This window comes from Alsobacter sp. SYSU BS001988 (genome assembly GCF_054796215.1).
On record NZ_JBTAMK010000010.1, the window covers coordinates 79631 to 98504 of the forward strand.

At 69.4% G+C, this 18874-nt stretch carries 17 protein-coding genes; 3 read left to right on the top strand and 14 right to left on the bottom strand.

The window, feature by feature from the left end:
• Positions 1-16: 16 nt before the first annotated feature.
• Positions 17-1129: an AbrB family transcriptional regulator gene (locus ACYVO7_RS17715; RefSeq protein WP_460451134.1), complete on the bottom strand. Its 1113-nt coding sequence runs from the start codon at positions 1127-1129 to the stop codon at positions 17-19.
• Positions 1130-1136: 7 nt separating this feature from the next.
• Entirely contained in the window at positions 1137-2549 is a 1413-nt protein-coding gene (locus ACYVO7_RS17720) for an MmgE/PrpD family protein (RefSeq protein WP_460451135.1), read from the bottom strand.
• A gap of 168 nt (positions 2550-2717) precedes the next feature.
• Here ACYVO7_RS17720 and ACYVO7_RS17725 point away from each other — a divergent pair, with 168 nt between their 5' ends.
• Positions 2718-3401, top strand: coding sequence for an FCD domain-containing protein (locus ACYVO7_RS17725; protein WP_460451136.1), 684 nt, complete (start codon positions 2718-2720; stop codon positions 3399-3401).
• Positions 3402-3791: 390 nt separating this feature from the next.
• Here the strand turns inward: ACYVO7_RS17725 and ACYVO7_RS17730 are convergent, their stop codons facing one another.
• From ACYVO7_RS17730 to ACYVO7_RS17780, 11 genes are all read right to left on the bottom strand, one after another.
• Positions 3792-5513, bottom strand: coding sequence for an ABC transporter permease (locus ACYVO7_RS17730; RefSeq protein ID WP_460451137.1), 1722 nt, complete (start codon positions 5511-5513; stop codon positions 3792-3794).
• Positions 5514-5588: 75 nt separating this feature from the next.
• Positions 5589-6632 carry an ABC transporter substrate-binding protein gene (locus tag ACYVO7_RS17735; RefSeq protein ID WP_460451138.1) on the bottom strand — a complete coding sequence of 348 codons (1044 nt, stop codon included), beginning with the start codon at positions 6630-6632 and terminating at the stop codon, positions 5589-5591.
• 15 nt (positions 6633-6647) lie between these two features.
• Positions 6648-7709 carry an ABC transporter ATP-binding protein gene (locus ACYVO7_RS17740; protein WP_460451139.1) on the bottom strand — a complete coding sequence of 354 codons (1062 nt, stop codon included), beginning with the start codon at positions 7707-7709 and terminating at the stop codon, positions 6648-6650.
• A gap of 145 nt (positions 7710-7854) precedes the next feature.
• A complete protein-coding gene (locus tag ACYVO7_RS17745; RefSeq protein WP_460451140.1) occupies positions 7855-8658 on the bottom strand; it encodes a sulfite exporter TauE/SafE family protein in 804 nt (267 codons plus the stop codon).
• Entirely contained in the window at positions 8655-9413 is a 759-nt protein-coding gene (locus ACYVO7_RS17750) for an SDR family NAD(P)-dependent oxidoreductase (protein ID WP_460451141.1), read from the bottom strand. Before ACYVO7_RS17750 ends, ACYVO7_RS17745 begins: the two co-directional genes overlap by 4 nt.
• On the bottom strand, positions 9410-10792 hold the full coding sequence (locus ACYVO7_RS17755; RefSeq protein ID WP_460451142.1) for an MmgE/PrpD family protein: 1383 nt from the start codon (positions 10790-10792) through the stop codon (positions 9410-9412). Before ACYVO7_RS17755 ends, ACYVO7_RS17750 begins: the two co-directional genes overlap by 4 nt.
• Complete coding sequence (locus ACYVO7_RS17760; RefSeq protein WP_460451143.1) at positions 10789-12285, bottom strand: tripartite tricarboxylate transporter permease; 1497 nt, start codon at positions 12283-12285, stop codon at positions 10789-10791. The genes ACYVO7_RS17755 and ACYVO7_RS17760 overlap by 4 nt, the downstream gene beginning before the upstream one ends.
• 3 nt (positions 12286-12288) lie before the next feature.
• Positions 12289-12774 carry a tripartite tricarboxylate transporter TctB family protein gene (locus ACYVO7_RS17765; protein WP_460451144.1) on the bottom strand — a complete coding sequence of 162 codons (486 nt, stop codon included), beginning with the start codon at positions 12772-12774 and terminating at the stop codon, positions 12289-12291.
• Positions 12775-12812: 38 nt separating this feature from the next.
• Entirely contained in the window at positions 12813-13778 is a 966-nt protein-coding gene (locus ACYVO7_RS17770; RefSeq protein ID WP_460451145.1) for a tripartite tricarboxylate transporter substrate binding protein, read from the bottom strand.
• 72 nt (positions 13779-13850) lie between these two features.
• Complete coding sequence (locus tag ACYVO7_RS17775; RefSeq protein ID WP_460451146.1) at positions 13851-15248, bottom strand: MmgE/PrpD family protein; 1398 nt, start codon at positions 15246-15248, stop codon at positions 13851-13853.
• A gap of 24 nt (positions 15249-15272) precedes the next feature.
• Positions 15273-15953 carry an FCD domain-containing protein gene (locus ACYVO7_RS17780; protein ID WP_460451147.1) on the bottom strand — a complete coding sequence of 227 codons (681 nt, stop codon included), beginning with the start codon at positions 15951-15953 and terminating at the stop codon, positions 15273-15275.
• 220 nt (positions 15954-16173) lie between these two features.
• Here ACYVO7_RS17780 and ACYVO7_RS17785 point away from each other — a divergent pair, with 220 nt between their 5' ends.
• Positions 16174-17097 (top strand): manganese catalase family protein, encoded by a 924-nt coding sequence (locus ACYVO7_RS17785; protein WP_460451148.1) that lies wholly within the window; start codon positions 16174-16176, stop codon positions 17095-17097.
• A 100-nt stretch (positions 17098-17197) separates the two neighbouring features.
• Here the strand turns inward: ACYVO7_RS17785 and ACYVO7_RS17790 are convergent, their stop codons facing one another.
• Positions 17198-17905 (bottom strand): GntR family transcriptional regulator, encoded by a 708-nt coding sequence (locus tag ACYVO7_RS17790; RefSeq protein WP_460451149.1) that lies wholly within the window; start codon positions 17903-17905, stop codon positions 17198-17200.
• A gap of 172 nt (positions 17906-18077) precedes the next feature.
• Between ACYVO7_RS17790 and ACYVO7_RS17795 the strand changes: the two genes are divergently transcribed.
• A complete protein-coding gene (locus ACYVO7_RS17795; RefSeq protein ID WP_460451150.1) occupies positions 18078-18860 on the top strand; it encodes a citryl-CoA lyase in 783 nt (260 codons plus the stop codon).
• Positions 18861-18874 lie beyond the last annotated feature (14 nt).

An 18874-nucleotide genomic window follows, 5' to 3' on the forward strand; every position in this document is an offset into this window, starting at 1 on the left:
CAGGCTCCATGCAGGTTCAGGCCGCGTCCAGCCAACCGGCGAGGCGCTCGTAAAGGCGGAGGGTCACGAGCGTCGTCGCCGTGATGGCGGCGATGCGCATGACGTGGAAGGCCGTGACGCTGGCGGTGTCGAGGTGCATCACCTTGGCGGTGAGCACCATCTCGGTGACGCCGGCCGGCGCGACGGCGAGAAAGCTCGTCCCGTAGGACAGGCCGGTGGCGGCGGACAGCAGCAGCGCCAGGCCGGCGGCCGCCGCCACGAGGCCGAGCGACACCGCAAAGGCGCAGGCCGCCACCTTGGGCAGGCGCATCATGAGGCCGCGCTGGAAGCGCGAGCCCAGGGCCACGCCCAGCGCCACCTGGGCGACGATCAGCAGCAGCGGCGGCATGGCGCCGGCCACGAGGCCCGACGCCGCCAGCGCGAGCCCCAGGATCGCGGGGCCGAACAGCCAGGGGTTGGGGATGTGCGCCGGCCGCGCCAACAGGGCCGCCGCGACAGCTCCGGCCAGCATGAGGGCGAGCGGCAGCGGCGGCACGATCCCGCCCTGGCCGAGATCCGGCAGGCCGCCGTCCGACCCGAAGGCGTAGACGGCCAGCGGCGCGACCGTCACGATGGTGCCGACCCGGATGGCGTGGAACACCGCCACGGCCTCGGCATCCGCGCCGCGGTCGCGGGCCAGCATCGCCATCTCGGCCATGCCGGCCGCCGCGGTGGCGAAGAACGCCGTCTGGCGGTCGAGGCCGATCATGGCCCGCACGGCGAGCGCCGCCGCGGTCGTGATCAGGATCACGCCCAGCGTGGCGACCGCCATGGCGGGCAACAGCGTCAAGGTCGAGGCCAGGATCAGGGGGGTGAACCTGAGCCCGATCGCCAGCCCGATCACGGCCTGGCCGAACTCGCGGCTGCGCGGGGCCGGCTGGGGAGACCAGCCGAGCATCGCGCAGGCGGCGGTGGCCAGCATGGGGCCGAGCATCCAGGCGAGCGGCAGGCCGGCCCGGCTCGCCGCCCAGCCGGCCGCAAAGCCCAGCGCCAGCGTGGCGGCGACGCAGCCGACCGCGAACGGGCCGCGCGGCGAGCGCCGCCCGAACTGGCCGGAGCGCAGGCTCTCGCTTGGCGGCCGGTCGTCCACCGCGGCCTCAGAGGCGCAGGGCGGCCGTGAGGCGCTCGATGGAGCCGAGCTCCTCCAGGTCCCGCACCATGGCGACCACGGTCTCGGCTTTCGCCTTGTCGAAACGGGCGAACTCCACGCATTCGCGGAACTTGTCCGCGACCTCCTCGTAGCTCATCGGGTTTGAGGGGCTGCCCTTGCCGAAATCGGCGCGGCCCGAGATCGTACGTCCGTCCTTGAGCGCGATGTCGATGATGGTCGTCATCTTGTGGTAGCCGGCGCGCTCGGCCTCGTCGTTCACGCCGAAATCGACGCGCTCGATCATGGCCTGCACGTCCGGGCGCATCACGGTCTCGTCCGTGAACTCGTTCAGCCCGGCCCTGCCCTCGATCAGCAGGATGGCCATGCAGAACTCCATGGAGAACTTGGCCTGCAGCTCGTTGGTGGGGCGGTGGTGGATCAGGGCGTTCGGCATGTTGGAGTTGGTGCCGACGCGCACGCTCTCGACCTGGTCGGCCTTGATCCCATGCTCGCGGATGAGGCGCAGCATCTCGGTCATGCCCGGATGGGTGAGCGAGCCCGACGGGTGCGGCTTGATGGAGATGCCCGGCTCCGCGAAGGTCCACGGCGCGCCGAGCTTGCCCATGATGGCGTTGCGGTCGAAGCCGCCGCCGGCGGCGCGGAAGAAGCCGCGCGGCGCCTCCAGGATCTTGTCCGTGGCGGTCCAGCCATATTCGGCGAACTGCGCCGCCGCGACGCCGCTTTCGGAGGAGCGGCCGGCGTGGAACGGCTTGGTCATGGTGCCGAAATTCTCGCGCAGGCCGGCCGACTGGCTGCCCGCCACCGACAGCGCCCGGGTGATCTGCTCGGTGGAGAGCCCCATGAGCTTCGACGCCGCCGAGGCGGCCGCGAAGGTGCCGCAGGTGGCGGTGGCGTGGAAGCCGGTCTGGTAGTGGCGCGGATCGATCGCCTCGGCGATCTTGCACTCCACCTCGACGCCGAGATGATAGGCCAGCATGACGTCTCGCCCGCTGGCGCCCTTGGCCTCGCCCATGGCGAGCGCGGCCGGCAGCGCCGGCGCGGTAGGATGCGTGAGAAGGCCGTAGACGCGGTCCGACGCCACGGCGAGCTGGGTGTCGTCGTAGTCGTCCGCGTGCACGCCGACGCCGTTGGCGAAGGCCGCGAAGCGCGGCGCGACGCGGCGGCTGGAGCCGATCACGGTGGCGGGGCCATCGCCCAGCGCGAGGTCGTCGAGATGGCGGCGGACCAGCTCGCCGCTGCGGGCGACCGAGCCCGACAGCGCCAGCCCGAGCCCGTCCAGGATGGACTTCTTGCCGAGCGCGACGACGTCGGAGGGCAGGTCTGACGCTTGCGCGTCATGGACGAATTCGGCGACGTACCATGTCGTGTCGGCCCGATCCGCGGCGGTCTTGGCGCTCATCTCGATCTCCTCCCTGGCGGTGGCCAGGCCTTTTGGCAGGCGAATGCTCCGCGCGGCTTGCCGCCGCGTCTTCCCCAAGCTCTCCGCCAGATTGTGAATTGTCAACAGTTTTTCGCCGCCGATTTCGCTTGCGCCGGGCCTGACTTGCGTTCAGGAAGGAAAGCGTCATTGGTCAATTCCGGAACGCCCGTGGACCCGACGCTCGCCTTGAAGATCCGCCGCACCGAGTCGCTGACCTCCCTGGTCCGGCGTGAACTGGAACGGATGATCGAGATGGGCGAGCTGGCCGGCGGCGACCGCCTGAACGAGAACGCCCTGGCGACGCGGCTCGGCGTCAGCCGCGGCCCCATCCGCGAGGCCTGCCGCGGGCTGGAGCAGAGCGGGCTGGTCGAGGTCGTGGTCAATCGCGGCGTGTTCGTGCGCGAGCTCGACAACAAGGCCGCAGCCGAGCTCTACGACATCCGCGCCTCCCTGATGGGCATGGCCGGCCGGCTGCTGGCGCCCGTGATCACGGCCCCGCAGATCGCCGAGCTGCAGGCCCTGATCAACGAGATGGACAAGGCCGCCAAGGCCGAGGACCTCAACGCCTTCTACCCGCTGAACCTGCGCTTCCATGAGAAGATCGTGGCCTTCACGGGCAACGAGCGGCTCCTGTCGCTGTGCAACGCCATCCAGCGCGAGGCGCACCTGTTCCGCCGCCGCACGCTCGACGCGCCGGGGCGCATGAAGGTCTCGAACGCCGAGCACCGGCGCATTCTGGCGGCGCTCAAGAAGCACGACGCCGAGGCCTCCCGCCGCGAGATGGAAGAACACGTGCTCACCAGCAAGGACGCGCTGTTCGGGAAGGCGTGACGCTGGGTTCGGGATGGGCGTGACACCCTCCCCGTCGTCAACTCAGTTGCGTTGAGGCTCAGCTCTCTCCGTCATCCCCGGCGGCGCGCAGCGCCGGGAAGGGGATCCAGCGGTGAGCGCCTTTGCCCATGGATCCCCTTCCCGACCTGCTGCGCAGGTCGCCGGGGATGACGGAGGAGAGACAGCGCCATAAGTGCCGATCGCGAAAGCCCTGTCACCTCTCCTTCGTCATTGCGAGCGACAGCGAAGCAATCCAGCCTGACGCCGGGCCTTTAGGCTGGATTGCTTCGCCTCCGGCTCGCAATGACGGCGGGGCGTTGGAAATCGTCAAGCCGCCCTCCCGTCATCCGGCGCTCGGCTGCGTTCTCCCCGTTCCGTAAGAAGGGCCCGTCACCGCAGCGCCGTGATCCTCCGGCCGCCGAGCACGGGCAGGCGGTTCGCCAGCAGCACGATCGCGAAGGACACGCCCAGCAGCAGCAGGCCGAGCACGGAGATGGCGCCGAGGTCGCCGCTCTCGTTCAGGTCGTAGATGATCACGGAGACCAGCTTGGTTTCGGCGGTGGTGAGCAGGATCGTGGCCGAGAGCTCCCGGATTGTGCCGATGAACACGAAGCACCAGGTCGCCACCACGCTGGTGCGCAGCAGCGGGGCGGTGATCTGGCGCAGCGCCATCATGCGGGTGGCGCCGAGGATGCGGCTCGCCTCTTCGAGTTCGGGATGGATGCTCTTGAAGGCCGACGACAGTTGCTGGTAGCCGGCCGGCATCTCGATGGTCAGGAAGGCGATGAACAGGATCCAGATCGTGCCGTAGAGCATGAAGGGCGGGCTGGAATAGCTCAGGAACAGCCCCACGCCGAGCACGATGCCCGGGATGGCGACCGGCGCGGTGGCGAGGTAGCCCAGCAGCGGCGCGCCCGGGACCGAGCGGCGGGCCACGAGGTAGGACACCAGCAGCGCGATCGCGGTGCCGGCCGTCGCGGTCATGACGCCAAGGACGAGCGTGTTCTGCAGGGCGAGGCGCGTGGCCGAGAACTCGAACAGCACGAAGTTGACATGGTGCAGCGTGAAGCTCGACCAAGTGAGCGGCTCCGACACCGTGCGGGTCACGGCGGTCTTGAGCAGCGCCAGATAGGGCATGATCACGGTGATGCTGAGCACCACGGCCACGAAGAGCACCGCGACCCAGCGGTACCGGCCGAGCGGCGTGATGCGGGCCGCGCCGCTCTTGCCGCCCACCGTGGTGTAGCCGCGGCGGCCGATGATCTTCGCCTGCGCCCAGATCAGGAACACGGTGATCAGCAGCAGCGGCAGCGCGCTGGCGGCCGCCAGGCCGGGCTTGGGCGGATACTGGAACAGGCTCCAGATCTTGGTGGTGATGACGTGGAAGCCCGCCGGCAGCGCCAGGATGGCGGGCGTGCCGAACATCGTCAGCGCCTGCAGGATGGCGACGAGGCCGCCGGCCAGCATGGCGGGGAGCACCAGCGGCAGCGTGACCTTGCGCAGCGTGGTCCAGACGCCGCCGCCCAGCATCGCGGAGGCTTCCTCGAGGTCGGTCGGCACCCGGTCCAGCGCGTTGGCGACCAGCGTGAAGACGTAGGGAAAGGTGTAGCAGGACAACGCGAAGACGAGCCCCTCGAAGGTGTAGATGTCGAAGAGGTACTCGTATTGCTCCAGGCCGAAGGCCCAACGGTAGATCTCGTTGAGGATGCCGCTGTTGGGGGCGGCCAGGATCTCCCACGCGATGGCGCCCAGGAAGGGCGGCGTCACGAAGGAAGCGGTCACGAAGGCCCGCACGACGCCGCGGCCGGGCAGGTCCGTGCGCGCGGTGAGCCAGGCGAGCGGCGTGGCGATCAGGCAGGAGAGCAAGCCGGTGGCGAGCGCCATGCCCATGGCGATCAGATAGGGCTTGCGCAGGGTCGGGTCGGTGACGAGGGCGCGGAAGTTCTCGAGCGAGAGCGAGCCGTCCTTGGCCAGCACGCTGTAATAGGCGAGCCAGAACAACGGCAGCAGGACGAGGCCGCCCAGCACCAGCACGAGGGTGAGGAAAACGGGCTTCGACCAGTCGAAGGCGAAGCGCCGGGCCGGCAGTGTCCGTTCGATCGCAACCGTCATTCCGGGTTCCCTTGCGGCCCCTCGCCCCTGAAGAAGACGCCCGGCGGCCGAGCCGCCGGGCTCCCGAATGCGGGACTAGGTCCCGAAATACTCTTCGTACTTCTTCTTGATCGTCTCGATCTGCTTCTCGACCTCGGCCGGATCGGTGAAGAGGACCTTGATCTTGGAGAGCGGCACGCGGCCCTCCTTCTCCTTCACGCCCGGGTGGAAGGAGCGCAGGCCGCCGACGTCGCTGGCGAGCTGCTGGGCCTCCTGCGTGTACATGAAGGCGTAGAAGAGCTTGCCGGCGTTCGGGTGCGCGGCGTTCTTCAGAAGGCCCGCATGCCCGATCGCGATGGGGCTGCCCTCCTCCGCGTAGACGACCTCGATCGGCACGCCGGTCTCACGCAGCAGGAAGAGGTTGTACTCGTTGCCGTCCGCCATGATGGAGCGCTCGCCCTGCGCGAGCTTCTTCGGCGGCTCGGTGGAGGACTGGACCTGCATGACCTTCTGCTGGCCGAGCTTTTCGAAATACTCCCAGCCGAGCAGCTTGCTGAGCGCCGCCGTGCCGGTCAGCACCGTGCCGCTATAGCCCGGATGCGCCTTGACCATGCGGTTCTTCCACTTGGGAAGCAGCAGGTCGGCGTGGCTCTTGGGGGCGTCCTCGGCCTTCACCTGCTTGGTGTTGTAGCCGATCACCGAGAGGTGGGCGCGGTAGGCCGCGTAGTAGCCGTCCGGGTCCTTGGCCTCGGCCGGCCAGTTCTTGGCGACGTCCGAGGGCTGCGCCTGGGCGAGGATGCCCTCGCGCTTGAAGACCAGGAAGTGCACGGCGTCCGAGGTCTCGATGACGTCGGCGTTGTAGATCTTGCTGCCATATTCCTGGTTGATGCGCTGATAGACGCGCTCGGCGCCCGATCGCTCCACCTGGACGTCGATGCCCGGATACTTGGCCTCGAAGGCCTTGGCCATCTTTTCGGACACCTGCACGTCCGTGGACGTGTACCAGACGACCTTGCCTTCCTTCTTGGCGGCCTCGACCATGGCCTGGTCAGGCTCATAGGGCGCGGGCGGGGCGGCCTGGACGGCATGCGGCGCGAGCCACATCACGGCCGCGGCGGCGGCGAGGACGAAATGCTTCATAGACGTTTCCTCCTGTTATTGAGCCAGCGCCCGGCAGTGTTCCGGGGGGAACTGGAGCCAGACGGGCTGCCCCTTCGGAATGGCGATGTCCGGCGGCGCGACCGCGCGAACCGTCTCGCCATTCGAGAGATCGATGAGGTAGTCGCGGTGCGAGCCGAGGAAGACCTGGCGCGACACGGCGCCAGGCGCCCAGTTGAGCCCGTCGACCGGCGCGCCGGTGGCGATGCGGATGTCGTGATGGCGGATCGACACCGCCGTCTCGTCCGAGGCCGCGAACTCGCCATCGCCGCAGGTGAGCGTGATGCCGCCCCAGTCCACGGCCTGGTCGCCCGAGCGCCGGCCCTTGAGGATGTTGGTGCCGCCGATGAAGCGGGCCACGAATTCCGAGCGTGGGCGCTGGTAGATGTCCTCGGCCGAGCCGGCCTGTTCGATGCGGCCCTGGTTCATGACCACGATCACGTCCGCCGTCGTCATGGCCTCGGCTTGGTCGTGGGTGACGTAGATCGTCGTGTAGCGGTACTGGTCGTGGAGGCGGCGGATCTCGAAGCGCATCTCCTCGCGCAGGTTGGCGTCGAGGTTCGACAGCGGCTCGTCGAGCAGCAGCGTTTCCGGCTCCACCACCAGCGCGCGGGCCAGCGAGACGCGCTGCTGCTGGCCGCCGGAGAGCTCGGAGGGATAGCGCTCAGCCAGGGGCGACAGCTTGGCGACGTTCAGGATGGCGTCGACCCGGCTCTTGATGTCCGCCTTGGAGAGGCCCCGGATGGAGAGCCCGTAGGCGACGTTCTCGAACACCGTCATGTGCGGCCAGAGCGCGTAGCTCTGGAAGATCATCGACATATTGCGGCGCTCGGGCGGGGTCGTGACGTCCGGCGCCGACAGCACCCGGCCGCCGACCCGGATCTCGCCGCCGGTCGGGTCGACGAAGCCCGCCACGAGGCGCAGCGTGGTGGTCTTGCCGCAGCCCGAAGGGCCCAGCAGGCACACCAGCGCGCCCTTCTCGATGGCCAGGGACACGCGATCGACCACGGTCAACTTGCCGTAGGTCTTGGACAGCTGCGAAAGCTCGACGAAGGCCATGCGACCTCCTCCCCGTTTGTAAGGCGGCGCCTTGTCCCGCCAGGGATTTCGGCGACCGCCTCGTGGCGCTCTGCGGCGCCGTGATGGCCACGATGGGCCAGGGTGGTTCAGATTGTCAACAATAGACTGTTTTCGAAAATGCAGGTCATCCTTTCAGGGCCTGTCTGATGAAGCCGAGGGCGCCGAGCGCGATCACGCCGTCGATCATCAGGCCATGAACATTGAGCGGCATGCGGGCCAGCAGCGTCTTGGCCAGCGTGACGCCCGGGATCATGCAGAGCCCGATCAGCAGGCCGAGGCCGAACAACTCGGCCGTGAGCGTCGCCGCGCCGCCGAAGACGATCGCCTTGGTGAGTTGCAGCGCCAGCCCCACGGCTGCGTCGGTGGCCACGAGAGGGGCGCCGGCAAGCCCGGCCGCGCCGAGGATCGGCAGGGCGAGCACGCCGCCCCCGATCGTCGCGCCCGAGAGGACGCCAAACAGGCCGGACGCGCCCGCCAGGCCGGCGGGGCCGAGCCGCGCCAGCCGAGACGCCGCGATCCGAGACGCCAGGGTGCGCTTCAAAACGACGAGCGCGAGAAGAAAGACGCCCAGCACCGCCGCGATGGCGCGTTCCGGCAGGTAGGCGTAGACCAGCGCGCCCAGGGCGCAGCCCGGAACCGCGAAGGCGGCCAGCAGGGTCGCGGCGCGCCGGTCGATGCTGTGGCGGAAAGCCGCCACGCGGGCGATGTGGGTGATCAGCAGGGCGACGCTGAGCGTCGGCACCAGGGCGGCGACGCCGATCAGCGGCGCCAGCGCGAGCGACAGGATGATGGCGCCGCCCGAGCCCGTGAGCGCGCTGAACAGCGCGCCCAGGAAGGCCGCGAGCGCGACGAGAGCGGCGGACCCGGCCAGTCCGGCGCCGGCGAAGCCGGCGGCGCCGAGAACCGCGGGATCCGCCGCCGCCGTCATGGCAGGTAGGCCCCGCCATTCACGTGAATGGTCTGGCCGGTGATGTAGCGTCCCCGCGGGCCGGCGAGGAGGCGCACCATGGCGGCGACCTCGTCCGGCCGCCCGCGCCGCCCGAGCAGCGTCGCGTGCGTCTTGTGATGCGCCGGCTCGGCCGCGGAGCTCGGCCCGCCCCGCACCGTGTCGATGAGGCCGGGCGAGACGAGGTTCGCGGTCACGCCCTGGGGCGCGAGGTCATGCGCCAGCGCCTTGGTGAGACCGTCGAGCCCCGCCTTGGCGGCGATCACATGGGCGCGGTCCCGGGCGCCCGTATAGGCGGTGAGGCCGCCGATATTGACGATGGCCCCCTCCCCGCCCCTGGCGAGATGGGGCAGGCACGCGTGGCAACACAGGAACGCGCCGTCGAGCGCAATCGACATCACCTCGCGCCAGCGCGCGAAGGTGAGGTCCTCGAAATGAGCCTCGTTGCGCACGGCGGCGTTGTTGACCAGCACATCGACGCCGCCGAGCTGCGCCGCGGCCTCCTCCACCATGCTGTTGACGGAGGCCTCGTCGGAAACGTCGGCCAGCAGGACGACCGGGCGGGCGCCCCCGGCCTCCTCGATCTCTCGGGCGACGGCGTCGAGGCCCGCCCGGTCCTGCCGGGCGACCAGCGCCACCCGGGCGCCCCCGGCCGCGAGGTCGAGCGCGATGGCGCGCCCGATGTTCTTGGACGCGCCGGTGACGATGACCTTGCGGTCGGCGAGTTCGGCGGTCATGGGCGGGATTCCTTTGTGGCGGCGCGGCCGGCCTGCAGGTCCACGGCGTCGCCGGCCGCGATGCGGTCGAGCGCGTCCGCCAGCGCGGCGGCGCGTTCCCAGCCGCCGAAGCGGGCGTTGTCGTCGAACTTTCCGCGGATGTCGCCGGCCGTCAGGGGTTCGCGCGCGCCGCCGCGCATGTGGCCCTTGTGCACCTCGCGGACGCTGCCGTCGCGCAGGGTGGCCCGGATATGGCCGGTGAAGTTGCGCGGATATTCGTCCGCGGGATCGACTACATAGGACACCTTGGCGGCAAGCGCGCGGATGCGCTCGTCCCGGACCCGCTCCTCGGTGAACTGCTCGAGCCCGGCCTTGCCGTCGATGAATCCCACCGCGATGCAGTAGGGCGACGAGAACTTGGCCGCGTAGCCGTTGGGCGGCCGGCGCTTGAGTTCGATCGGATCCCACAGCCGGTGCACGGTGCCCTCGCCGACGCGGCACTCCATGGCGACCACGTCCTCGGGGCTGACGCCCTGCGCGGCGAGCTTCACGGCGCAGTCCACGAAGGGCTGCGTCATGGTTCCGCACGCATAAGGCTTGAAAGCGATGTCCTGCAGCACCCAGCGGGAGCCGAGTCCGTCCAGCAGGGGCCCGAAGTCGGGCGTGCGGGAGGGCGCGAAGGCCTTGTAGAAGCCGTGCTTGCCCTCCAGCACCGTGGAGGGGCCGAAGAACCCGCCCTCGGCCAGCAGCGCCGCCCGGATGCCGGCTTGCGCGGCCGCGCCGGCATGGAGCCGCTTGGTCCAGCTTCCGTCGGAGAGATACTCGATGATGCCCGAGGCCAGGCTGCCGGAAGTCCCGATGGCGTTGAGCGTCTGTGTCTCGTCCAGCCCGATGGCCGCGCAGACGGCGGCCGCGGCGGCCGGAGCGCCCAGCACCGCGGTGGGGTGAAACCCCGCCTTGTGAATGGCCTGCGGGGCGACCAGGCTGAGCCGGCACATGAGCTCGGTCCCGACCGCGACGCCGCGCACGACGTCCTCGCCGGAAAGACCGCGATGCTCCGCGATGGCGAGCACGGCCGGGACGACCACCGCGCCGGCATGGACGGGGCCACCCTCGAAGGTGTCGTCGAAATCCTCGCCATGGGCCGCGAGGCCGTTCACCAGGGCGGCGTCATAGGGGCCGAGCCCGCCCGAATGGCCGATGGCGGTGCAACGTCCCTCGGACGCGACGCTGGCGAGGCCGGCGCGGACATAGTCGGTCTCGCGCGCCGCCAGGCACAGGCCGGCCACGTCGAGCAACAGCAGCCGGACGGTTTCGCGGACCTGCGGCGGCAGACCCGTGCGCCCCGTTTCGGCGACGAAGCGGGCCAGGGAGGCCGCAATGGGCGTTTCAGCGTTCATGCGGTTTTCACCTCCGCCCGGCGCGCGACGGCGTCGCGCCACTCGCGCCAGAGCGACCAGGACAGGAACAGGACGGCCGTGATCAGGAAGCCGACCGCGATGGGATCGTCGAGGAAGATCGAGAGATCGCCGCCCGACAGCAGCATGGAGCGCCGGTAGTTGGACTCCACGATCGGGCCCAGCACCACGCCCAGTACGGCCGGGAGGAACGGATAGCCGAAGGCCTTCATCAGGAAGCCGACCAGACCGCCGAACAGCACGATGCCGAGATCGAAAAGGCTGCCGTTGATCGTGTAGATGCCGGACAGCACCAGCAAATAGATGAAGGACGCCAGATAGGGACGCGGCCGGTTCACCAGCCACATGCAGACCGGCATGATGATGATGCCAACCGCAATCTGCGCGATCGTGGCCACGAGCGAGCCCGTGTAGAGGCCGAGCACCACGTCGGCGTTCTGCTCGAAGAGGCGCGGCCCGGGCAGGAGGCCGTGGATCAGCAGCCCGCCCAGGAGCACCGCGGCCGAGTTCGAGCCCGGAATGCCGAAGCTGAGCAGCGGGATCAGCGAAGCGCTCGCCACCGTGTTGTTGGCGGCCTCCGGGGCGGCGACGCCCTCCACGGAGCCCTTGCCGAACTCCTCCGGGTGCTTGGACCAGCGTTTCGCCTCGTTATAGGAGAAGAAGGCCGCAATGGAGCCGCCGCCCCCCGGCATCAGGCCCTCGATCGTGCCCGTGATGCAGCCGATGAATTGCGGCTTGATGAGCCGGCGCATCATCGCGAGGTTCGGCAGCGTGATGCGGATCGACTGCTGGCCCAGCGCCACGCTCTTGCTGCCCGACTGGCGCAGGAGCTCGCTGACGGCGAAGAGCGACACCATGACCATGATCGGCTTGACGCCGTTCAGCAGGTCCGGCTGGCCGAAGGTGAAGCGGTCGACGCCCGAGATCGGGTCGATGCCGATGGTCGACACCATCATGCCGACCAGCGCGGCCGCGAGGCCTTTCAGCAACGAGCCGCCGGACAGCGACGCGATGATGCTGAGGCCGAGCAGGCCCAGCGCGCAGTAGGACATGGGCTTGAAGGCGAGCGCGATGCGCGACAGCGGCTCAGTGAGGCCGATCAGCATCACGAGCCCGAACAGGCTGCCGATGACGCCGGACCAGAGCGAGATGCCGAGCGCCTCCCCGGCCTTGCCCTGGCGCTTCATCTCGTAGCCGTCCACCACGGTGGCGGCGGCCGAGTTGGTGCCGGGCGTGCGGATCAGGATGGCCGGAATGGAGCCGCCATATTCCGCGCCGATATACACGGACGCCAGCAGCACGATGGCGACCATCGGGTCCATCGCATAGGTGAAGGGCAGCACCAGCGACATCGTCACGGAGGCCGAGATGCCCGGCAGGGCGCCGCCGATGATGCCCCAGACCAAGCCGATGATGGCGGCCGGAACAAGCGGCGTCGCGACCAGCAGGGTCAGGCATTTCAGGAGCGTGTCCATGCCTCAGCCCCCGAACAGGACGCCGTGCGGCAGGTCGATGCCGAGCAGCTTCACGAAGATGATCCAGAAGCCGACGGCGCCGCCGACCGCGAGCGCCGCAAGCCGCGCCGAGGGCCGGATGCCCTCGAACGTCGCGGTGGCGGCGAGCAGAACAATTCCGGCCGCGACATAACCGGCCAGCCAGGCTGCGCCGATGAACACGACGCCAAGCCCGAGGAACGCCATGGCGCGCCAGGCCGGGGCGTCAGCCTCATCGTCGTCGTCCGCCGCAGGGGCGGCCAGCACGGCGGGCTGAGCCTTGCGTGCCATGAGCGCGCCGCGCGCCGCGATCAGCAGGCCGGTCGCCGCGAGGCCGAGACCGAGCAGATACGGAATGCCGGTCGGGCCGACCTCGTCCGACAGCGTGGTCTCGCTGATTCCGCGCAGGCCCCAGAGATACAGGAGCGCCACGGCGGTCACGACCAGCCCGCTCTGGATGTCCTTGTGCATGAACCGCGCTCCTGCAGGCTCGAGAGGGGCGGTTGCGGCTACTTGGCCGCCCCCGCCTCCTTCAGGAAGGCTTCGGACTCGGTCGCGAAGTCGTCGACCAGCTTGGCCGCGCCGGCAGATCCCTGGACCTCAGGCACGAGGCTCTCGGCCGCGTAGACCTTCTTGTAGTCCGGGTCGGCGACCAGGCTCCGCATGGCCTTCTCCCAGATCGCGAGGACTTCCGGCGGCTGGCCCTTGGGTCCGGCGAGGCCGCGGAATTTCTGCACGACCACATCGTAGCCCTGCTCCTTCACGGTCGGGACATCGGGATGCGTGTCCAGGCGCTTGCTGTTGAAGGTCGCGATGAGCCGGACCTTGCCGGCTTCAAGCTGGGAGCGCAGCTCCTGGATCTCGCCCACGCCCACGTCCAGCGTGCCGTTGAGCACGTTGATCATCATGTCGCCGCCGCCCTCATGGGAGACGATCGCGGCGTTGACGCCGGCGGCCTTCTTGAGGCGCTCGGCGGCCTGCCGCTCCAGCGAGGCCGGATTGGCGACGCCCCAGCGGCCGCGCTTTTCCTTGGCGTGCGCGATCACGTCCTTGAGCGACGCGAAAGGCCCGTCCGTGCGGGTGAACAGCACCTCGGCGTCCGAGAACACGGTGACAACCGGCTGCAGGTCCTTGTAGGTGTTCGGCACCTTGCTCATCAGAGAGGTGAACACATAGGTGGGCGTGATGGCGTAGAAGGTGGCGCCGTCCGGTTTGGCGGTCGCGACCTTCGACATGGCGCGCGCGCCGCTGCCGCCCTGCACGTTCTCGACCACGAAGGTCGCGTCGATGTACCGGTTCAGGTACTTGATCATCTCGCGCAGGAAGACGTCGCTGCCGCCTCCCGGGCTGGAGTGCGTCACCAGCGTGACGACCTTTTGCGGATAGGCTTCCGGCGCGGCCTGCGCCGCGCCGATCCCGCACGCGACAGCGGCCGCCGCCACGGCGAGCCGCATTGCCGCCTTGAGCTTGCCCATGACTTCCTCCCTTGGCGCGTTCCCGGAGCGCCCTGCGGCCCTTGTGGACCGCACCGTCGAGACGTCGGCGCCCTAGCGGGCGGCCGCGTCGTAGATCATCAGCTCGGCGAGCTTGGCGGCGTCGGCCGCCTTGTCGAGGCCGCGCACGGCCTCGAGCAGCTGGTCCTGCCGCGCGTCGTCGATCGCGCCTTCGGCGCACATGCGGAACTTGCCCTCGAGGTCGGCGTCGCTGATCGGGTTGAGCGGCCCGCCGCGATAGCGCTCGTCGGCCCACTGGGTGAGCGTGCGCCCGTCCTTGGTGTCGACCTCGATGCGCGAGCGGATCAGGTCGTAACCCTTGGCGTCGATCTCGGGATCGTTGATCACCTGCGTGCGGCGCTGCATGTCCTGCATGGCCGCGCCCGCCACGAAGCTGTCCTCGAACTCGTGATGGCTGGCGCGCCGGCAGATCACGATCATGCAGAGCAGCGCCGGCATGGAGAACTTGGCCTGCAGGTGGTTCTGCGCCACCGGGTAGCGGATCGGCTCGGTGATGTTCTTGCCGGCGTAGAAGCGGATGGTCTCGACCTGGTCGGGCTTGAGGTCGTGCTCGCGCACGAGCTTCAGCATGGCGTCCATGGACTGGTGCGTGAGGATGCCCGACGGGTAGGGCTTGATGCTCACGCCCGGGTCCACGATCGTGAGCGTCTTGCCGAAGCCCTGATCGAACTTGCTCTCGTCGGCCCCCTCGCCCATCACCGCCCAGAAGCCCCACTGGCCGTCCAGCGCGGCCGGATCGGCCGTGAAGCCGCGCGCGGCCAGCAGCGCCGCCGTGACGCCGTTCTCGGACGCGCGGCCCACATGGAGCGGCTTCGTCATGGTGCCGAAGTTGCAGCGGATGCCCGCCGCGAAGCTGGCCGCGATGCCGAGCGCATGCGCGAGCTTGTCGCCCGTGAGGCCCAACAGCTTGGCGGCGGCCGCAGCGGCGCCGAAGGTTCCGACCGTGCCGCTGGTGTGGTGGCCGCGGCGGTAGTGGCGGTCCTTCATCCACTCCGAGATCTTGCACTCCACCTCGAAGCCGGTCTGGAAGGCCAGCATGAAGCGCTTGCCGTCGACGCCGCCGAGACGCTGCGCCATCACGAGCGCGGCGGTGAGGGGCGGCACGGACGGGTGCGTGAGCAGGCCGTAGACATGGCGCGGATCATGCGAGACCTGCGTATCGTCCCAGTCATGCGCGTGGCCGGCCGTGCCGAGCACGCGGGCGGCCAGGGCCGCCGGAGCCTTCGCGTTGCCGCCCGCGATCACATAGGCGTCAGGCCGGCCGCCATTCTCCACGGCGTCCGCCGCCAGCATCTGCACGGAGCCTTCCAGGCCACCCGCCAGATAAAGGCCGAGCGTATCGACCATGCAGCGGCGGCCGATGCGCAGCGCCTCCTCGGGCAGATCCTCGTAGCGGACCGTCTCGATGAAGCGGATCGCTTCCGCGGTCATGGGGCGCGACGTCATGGCTTGGCCTTATGTTGCGGGTGACGCCGCCGGCGCGGCGCGGAGCCGGTCCAGCGAGCGCATCACGTGGTCGAAATGGGTGCGGTGGGCGGCTTCGGGGTCGCGCGCCGCGATGGCGTCGACCATGGCGCGATGCTCCTGGTTGGACACGTGCAGGCCGCCGCCCTGAACCAGGCTGCGGGCGCGGTAGAGATGAAGCTGCTTGATCAGGCTGGCGTACTGGGCCGCGAGCAGGCGGTTGCCGGAAGCCGCCAGGATGGCGCGGTGAAAGGCGAGGTTGAGCGGGTAGTAGGTCTCGAAGTCCTCCGCCTCGACGGCGCGGTCCATTTCGGCCACGAGGGCGCGAAGTTCGCTGACCTGTTCGTCTCCGGCGCGCTCGGCGGCGCATCGTCCCGCCATGCCGAACAGGGCGGCGCGCACCTCATAGATCGCGCAGGCGGACGCGAGATCGAGGCTGCGGACATAGACGCCCCGGTTGGGGACGAGCACCACGAGGCCGCCCGCCTCCATGGAGCGCAGCGCCTCGCGGATCGGGCCGCGGCTCGTGCCGAAGCGCAACGCCAGGGCGTTCTCGTTGATGCGGTCGCCGGGCTTGATCTCGCCGGACATGATCATGCGCTCGATCTCTGGTTCGATGAGAACGCCCAGGGACCGGCTCTTCAGGAACGCGATGGCTTCATGCGCGGACATGGGCGCATCATGCCCCGACGCTGTCGATTGTCAACAATCATCAGGCGACATGTGCGGCCGAAGCCGGTTCGGCCAGGCTTGCGCCGCCGCTGGAAGGCGGCCCGGAGCCAAAGCGCGCGGCCCGGCTTGCTCCGGAACCAACGCCGATGGGCGCTGTTCACCCTGCTTCGAATCACGGACACGGCGCCCCGCGGTGTTCGCCCCCGAGTGAGGTACCGCCATGTTCATGCGCATCGACAAGCTGCAGGCCGAACTGCCCGCCCCCAAGCGAAAGGATCCGAACGCGGCCGCGGCCCTGCAGGAGCTGCTCGGCGGCAAATACGGCGAGATGAGCACGCTCGGGAACTACATGTTCCAGAGCTTCAACTTCCGCAGCAAGGCCAAGCTGCGGCCGTTCTACAGCCTTGTCGCGAGCATCACCGCCGAGGAGCTCGGTCACGTGGAGCTGGTCAGCAACGGCGTGGCCATGCTCAACAACGGCCCCGACAATGACGGCGACGAGCAGGACGGCGGCGACATCTCAGGCGCGCCGTTCGAGGACATGAAGGACATCCGGCTCGCCGCGGCCTTCCTGTCGAATGGCGGCGGGGTCACGCCCGTGAACAGCAACGGACAATCCTGGAACAACGATTTCATCACCACCACCGGCAATGTGGTCCTGGATCTCCTCCACAACTTCCACCTGGAGTGCGGGGCGAGGCTCCACAAGCTGCGGGTGTACGAGACCCTGACCGATCCGACCGGCCGAGAGGTCTGCGGCTATCTTCTGGTGCGCGGTTCCGTCCACGCCCATGCCTATGCGCTCGCGCTGAAGAAGATCACCGGCGTCGAGATCGAGAAGATGCTGCCCACCCCCAACATCCCGCTCGGCAACATCCCCGAGTGCCAGAAATTCCTGCAGGAGGGCTCTCACCGGCGCCTCTACACGTTCAGCCCGGACGACTACAAGGACATGTCGGGAATCTGGGGCAACGGAGAGGTCGCGTTGCCGACCGACCCGCCGGGCGAGCTGGAGGTCGTCGAGGGGATGCCGGACGGCGGCAAGATCCACCAGCTCACGGGCGTGCCGTCGGCGTTCACGCCGGACTACGCGCCCGAGGAGATGTTCGAGATCGCCACCAAGCTCTACAAGAAGTCCCGCTGAACGGGCGCATCACGCCCGGACGCGGCGAGGTCTCGCGGCGCTCAGGACAGCCCTGATGCGCCGCCGGGGCCAGCCGCGTCGCCGATGAGGGCTGCGCCGTTCAGGGCGAGAACGCCCCGTTCGGCATGCTTTCGGCGACCTGCAAAGCGCGGGTCAGGTGCGCCCTGACATGGCGCTGCGCCGCTTCGGCGTCCCGGTCGAGGATCGCCTGCGCGATGAGCCTGTGCTCGGCCAGCGACGCCGCGATGTTCTCGGGCTTCAACGTCCCGACCAGCTGGTACATGAGGACGGTCAGGCGCAGTTGCCGCGTGAGCCTCAGAAGCTGCTCGTTGCCGCTGGCCTCGGTGATGGCGTCGTGGAACGCATGGTTCTCGTCCAGGTAATCCGGCCCGGCGACCCGCGGCGCGTCGTTCCAGATCGGCTGGACCTTGCGCTGGAAACGGTCGCGCACGCGCGGGTCGGCCATGGCCTCAGCGGCGAACTGGGCGGCGAGCGTCTCCAGCCCGACCCGGATCTGAAACAGCTCCTTCATCTCGCGCATCGTGAGGCGCCGCACCAGAGCTCCCCGGTGCGGAACGATCTCCAGCAGTCCCTCCGCCGACAGCCGGCGGAACGCCTCGCGCAGCGGGCCGCGGCTGACCCGGAGATCCCGGGTCAGATCCGCCTCGATCAGCCTTTGGCCAGGGGCGTAGCGGCCCTGCATCACGCCCGTGCGCAGATGCGCCAGGACATAGTCCACCGTGCCGCCCCGAAAGCGGCCGCTCTCGCTCTCCTGCGGCTCTGGCGCGGTGGTCACAACGGCGGACATGAGACCTGCCTAGCAGCGGAACTCTCGGTTGACAACGGTTCGCCCGGCCATATTGTCCTACAAGATAAGGAAACAAAAAAGGCCGAACGCGCCTCGGAGGACATGCCCCACGACCGCCGCCCCTTCAGGGCCGGCCGGGCTCTCCGGCGTGCGCGGCCGCAGGAGACGCCCCATGTTGATCGGCAAGTCAGTCCCGGCTGTCAGCGGGATGTGCACGTCCACCCCTGACCGGATCGAAGTCCGCGGACTGGATCTCGCGAACGACCTGATGGGCCATTACGGGTTCACGGAGTTCTTCTATTTCCTCGTCACCGGGCGAAAGCCGTCCGAGCAGCAGCGCTTCTTCCTGGACCTGCTTCTGGTCTCGATCGCCGAGCACGGCCTGACTCCCACGGCGCAGGCGGCGCGGATGACCCTGGCGGCCGCGCCGGACAGCCTGCAGAGCGCGGTCGCGGCCGGCATCCTGGGCTGCGGCACGGTGGTCCTGGGCAGCGCCGAGCTCTGCGCCCAGGCGCTCGCCGACGCGGCGAAGCGCGTCGACGCCGGCGCCTCGCCGGCCGAGGCGACGCTGCAGATCGCGACCGAGGTCCGCGGCCGGCGCGAGAAGATGCCTGGCTTCGGCCACCCCATCCACCACCCCGTCGACCCGCGGACGGAGCGGATCCTGGCGCTTGCGGACGAGCGCGGCGCCGCCGGTCGGCATGTGGAGCTTCTCAAGCACTTCCGGACCGCGGTGGCGCAGGCCTGGGGCAGGCCCATGCCGCTCAACGTGTCCGGCCCGATCGCGGCCGTGCTGATGGACCTCGGCTTCCCGACCACGATGATCAAGGCGATCCCCATCCTGGCGCGCACCGCCGGACTCCTGGGCCATCTCGCCGAAGAGCAGCGCCGGCCCATCGGTTTCCTCCTGGCGCATCACGCCGAGGAAGCCGTCGCCTACGATCCGGCCAGCTGACCGAGGACCCCCGA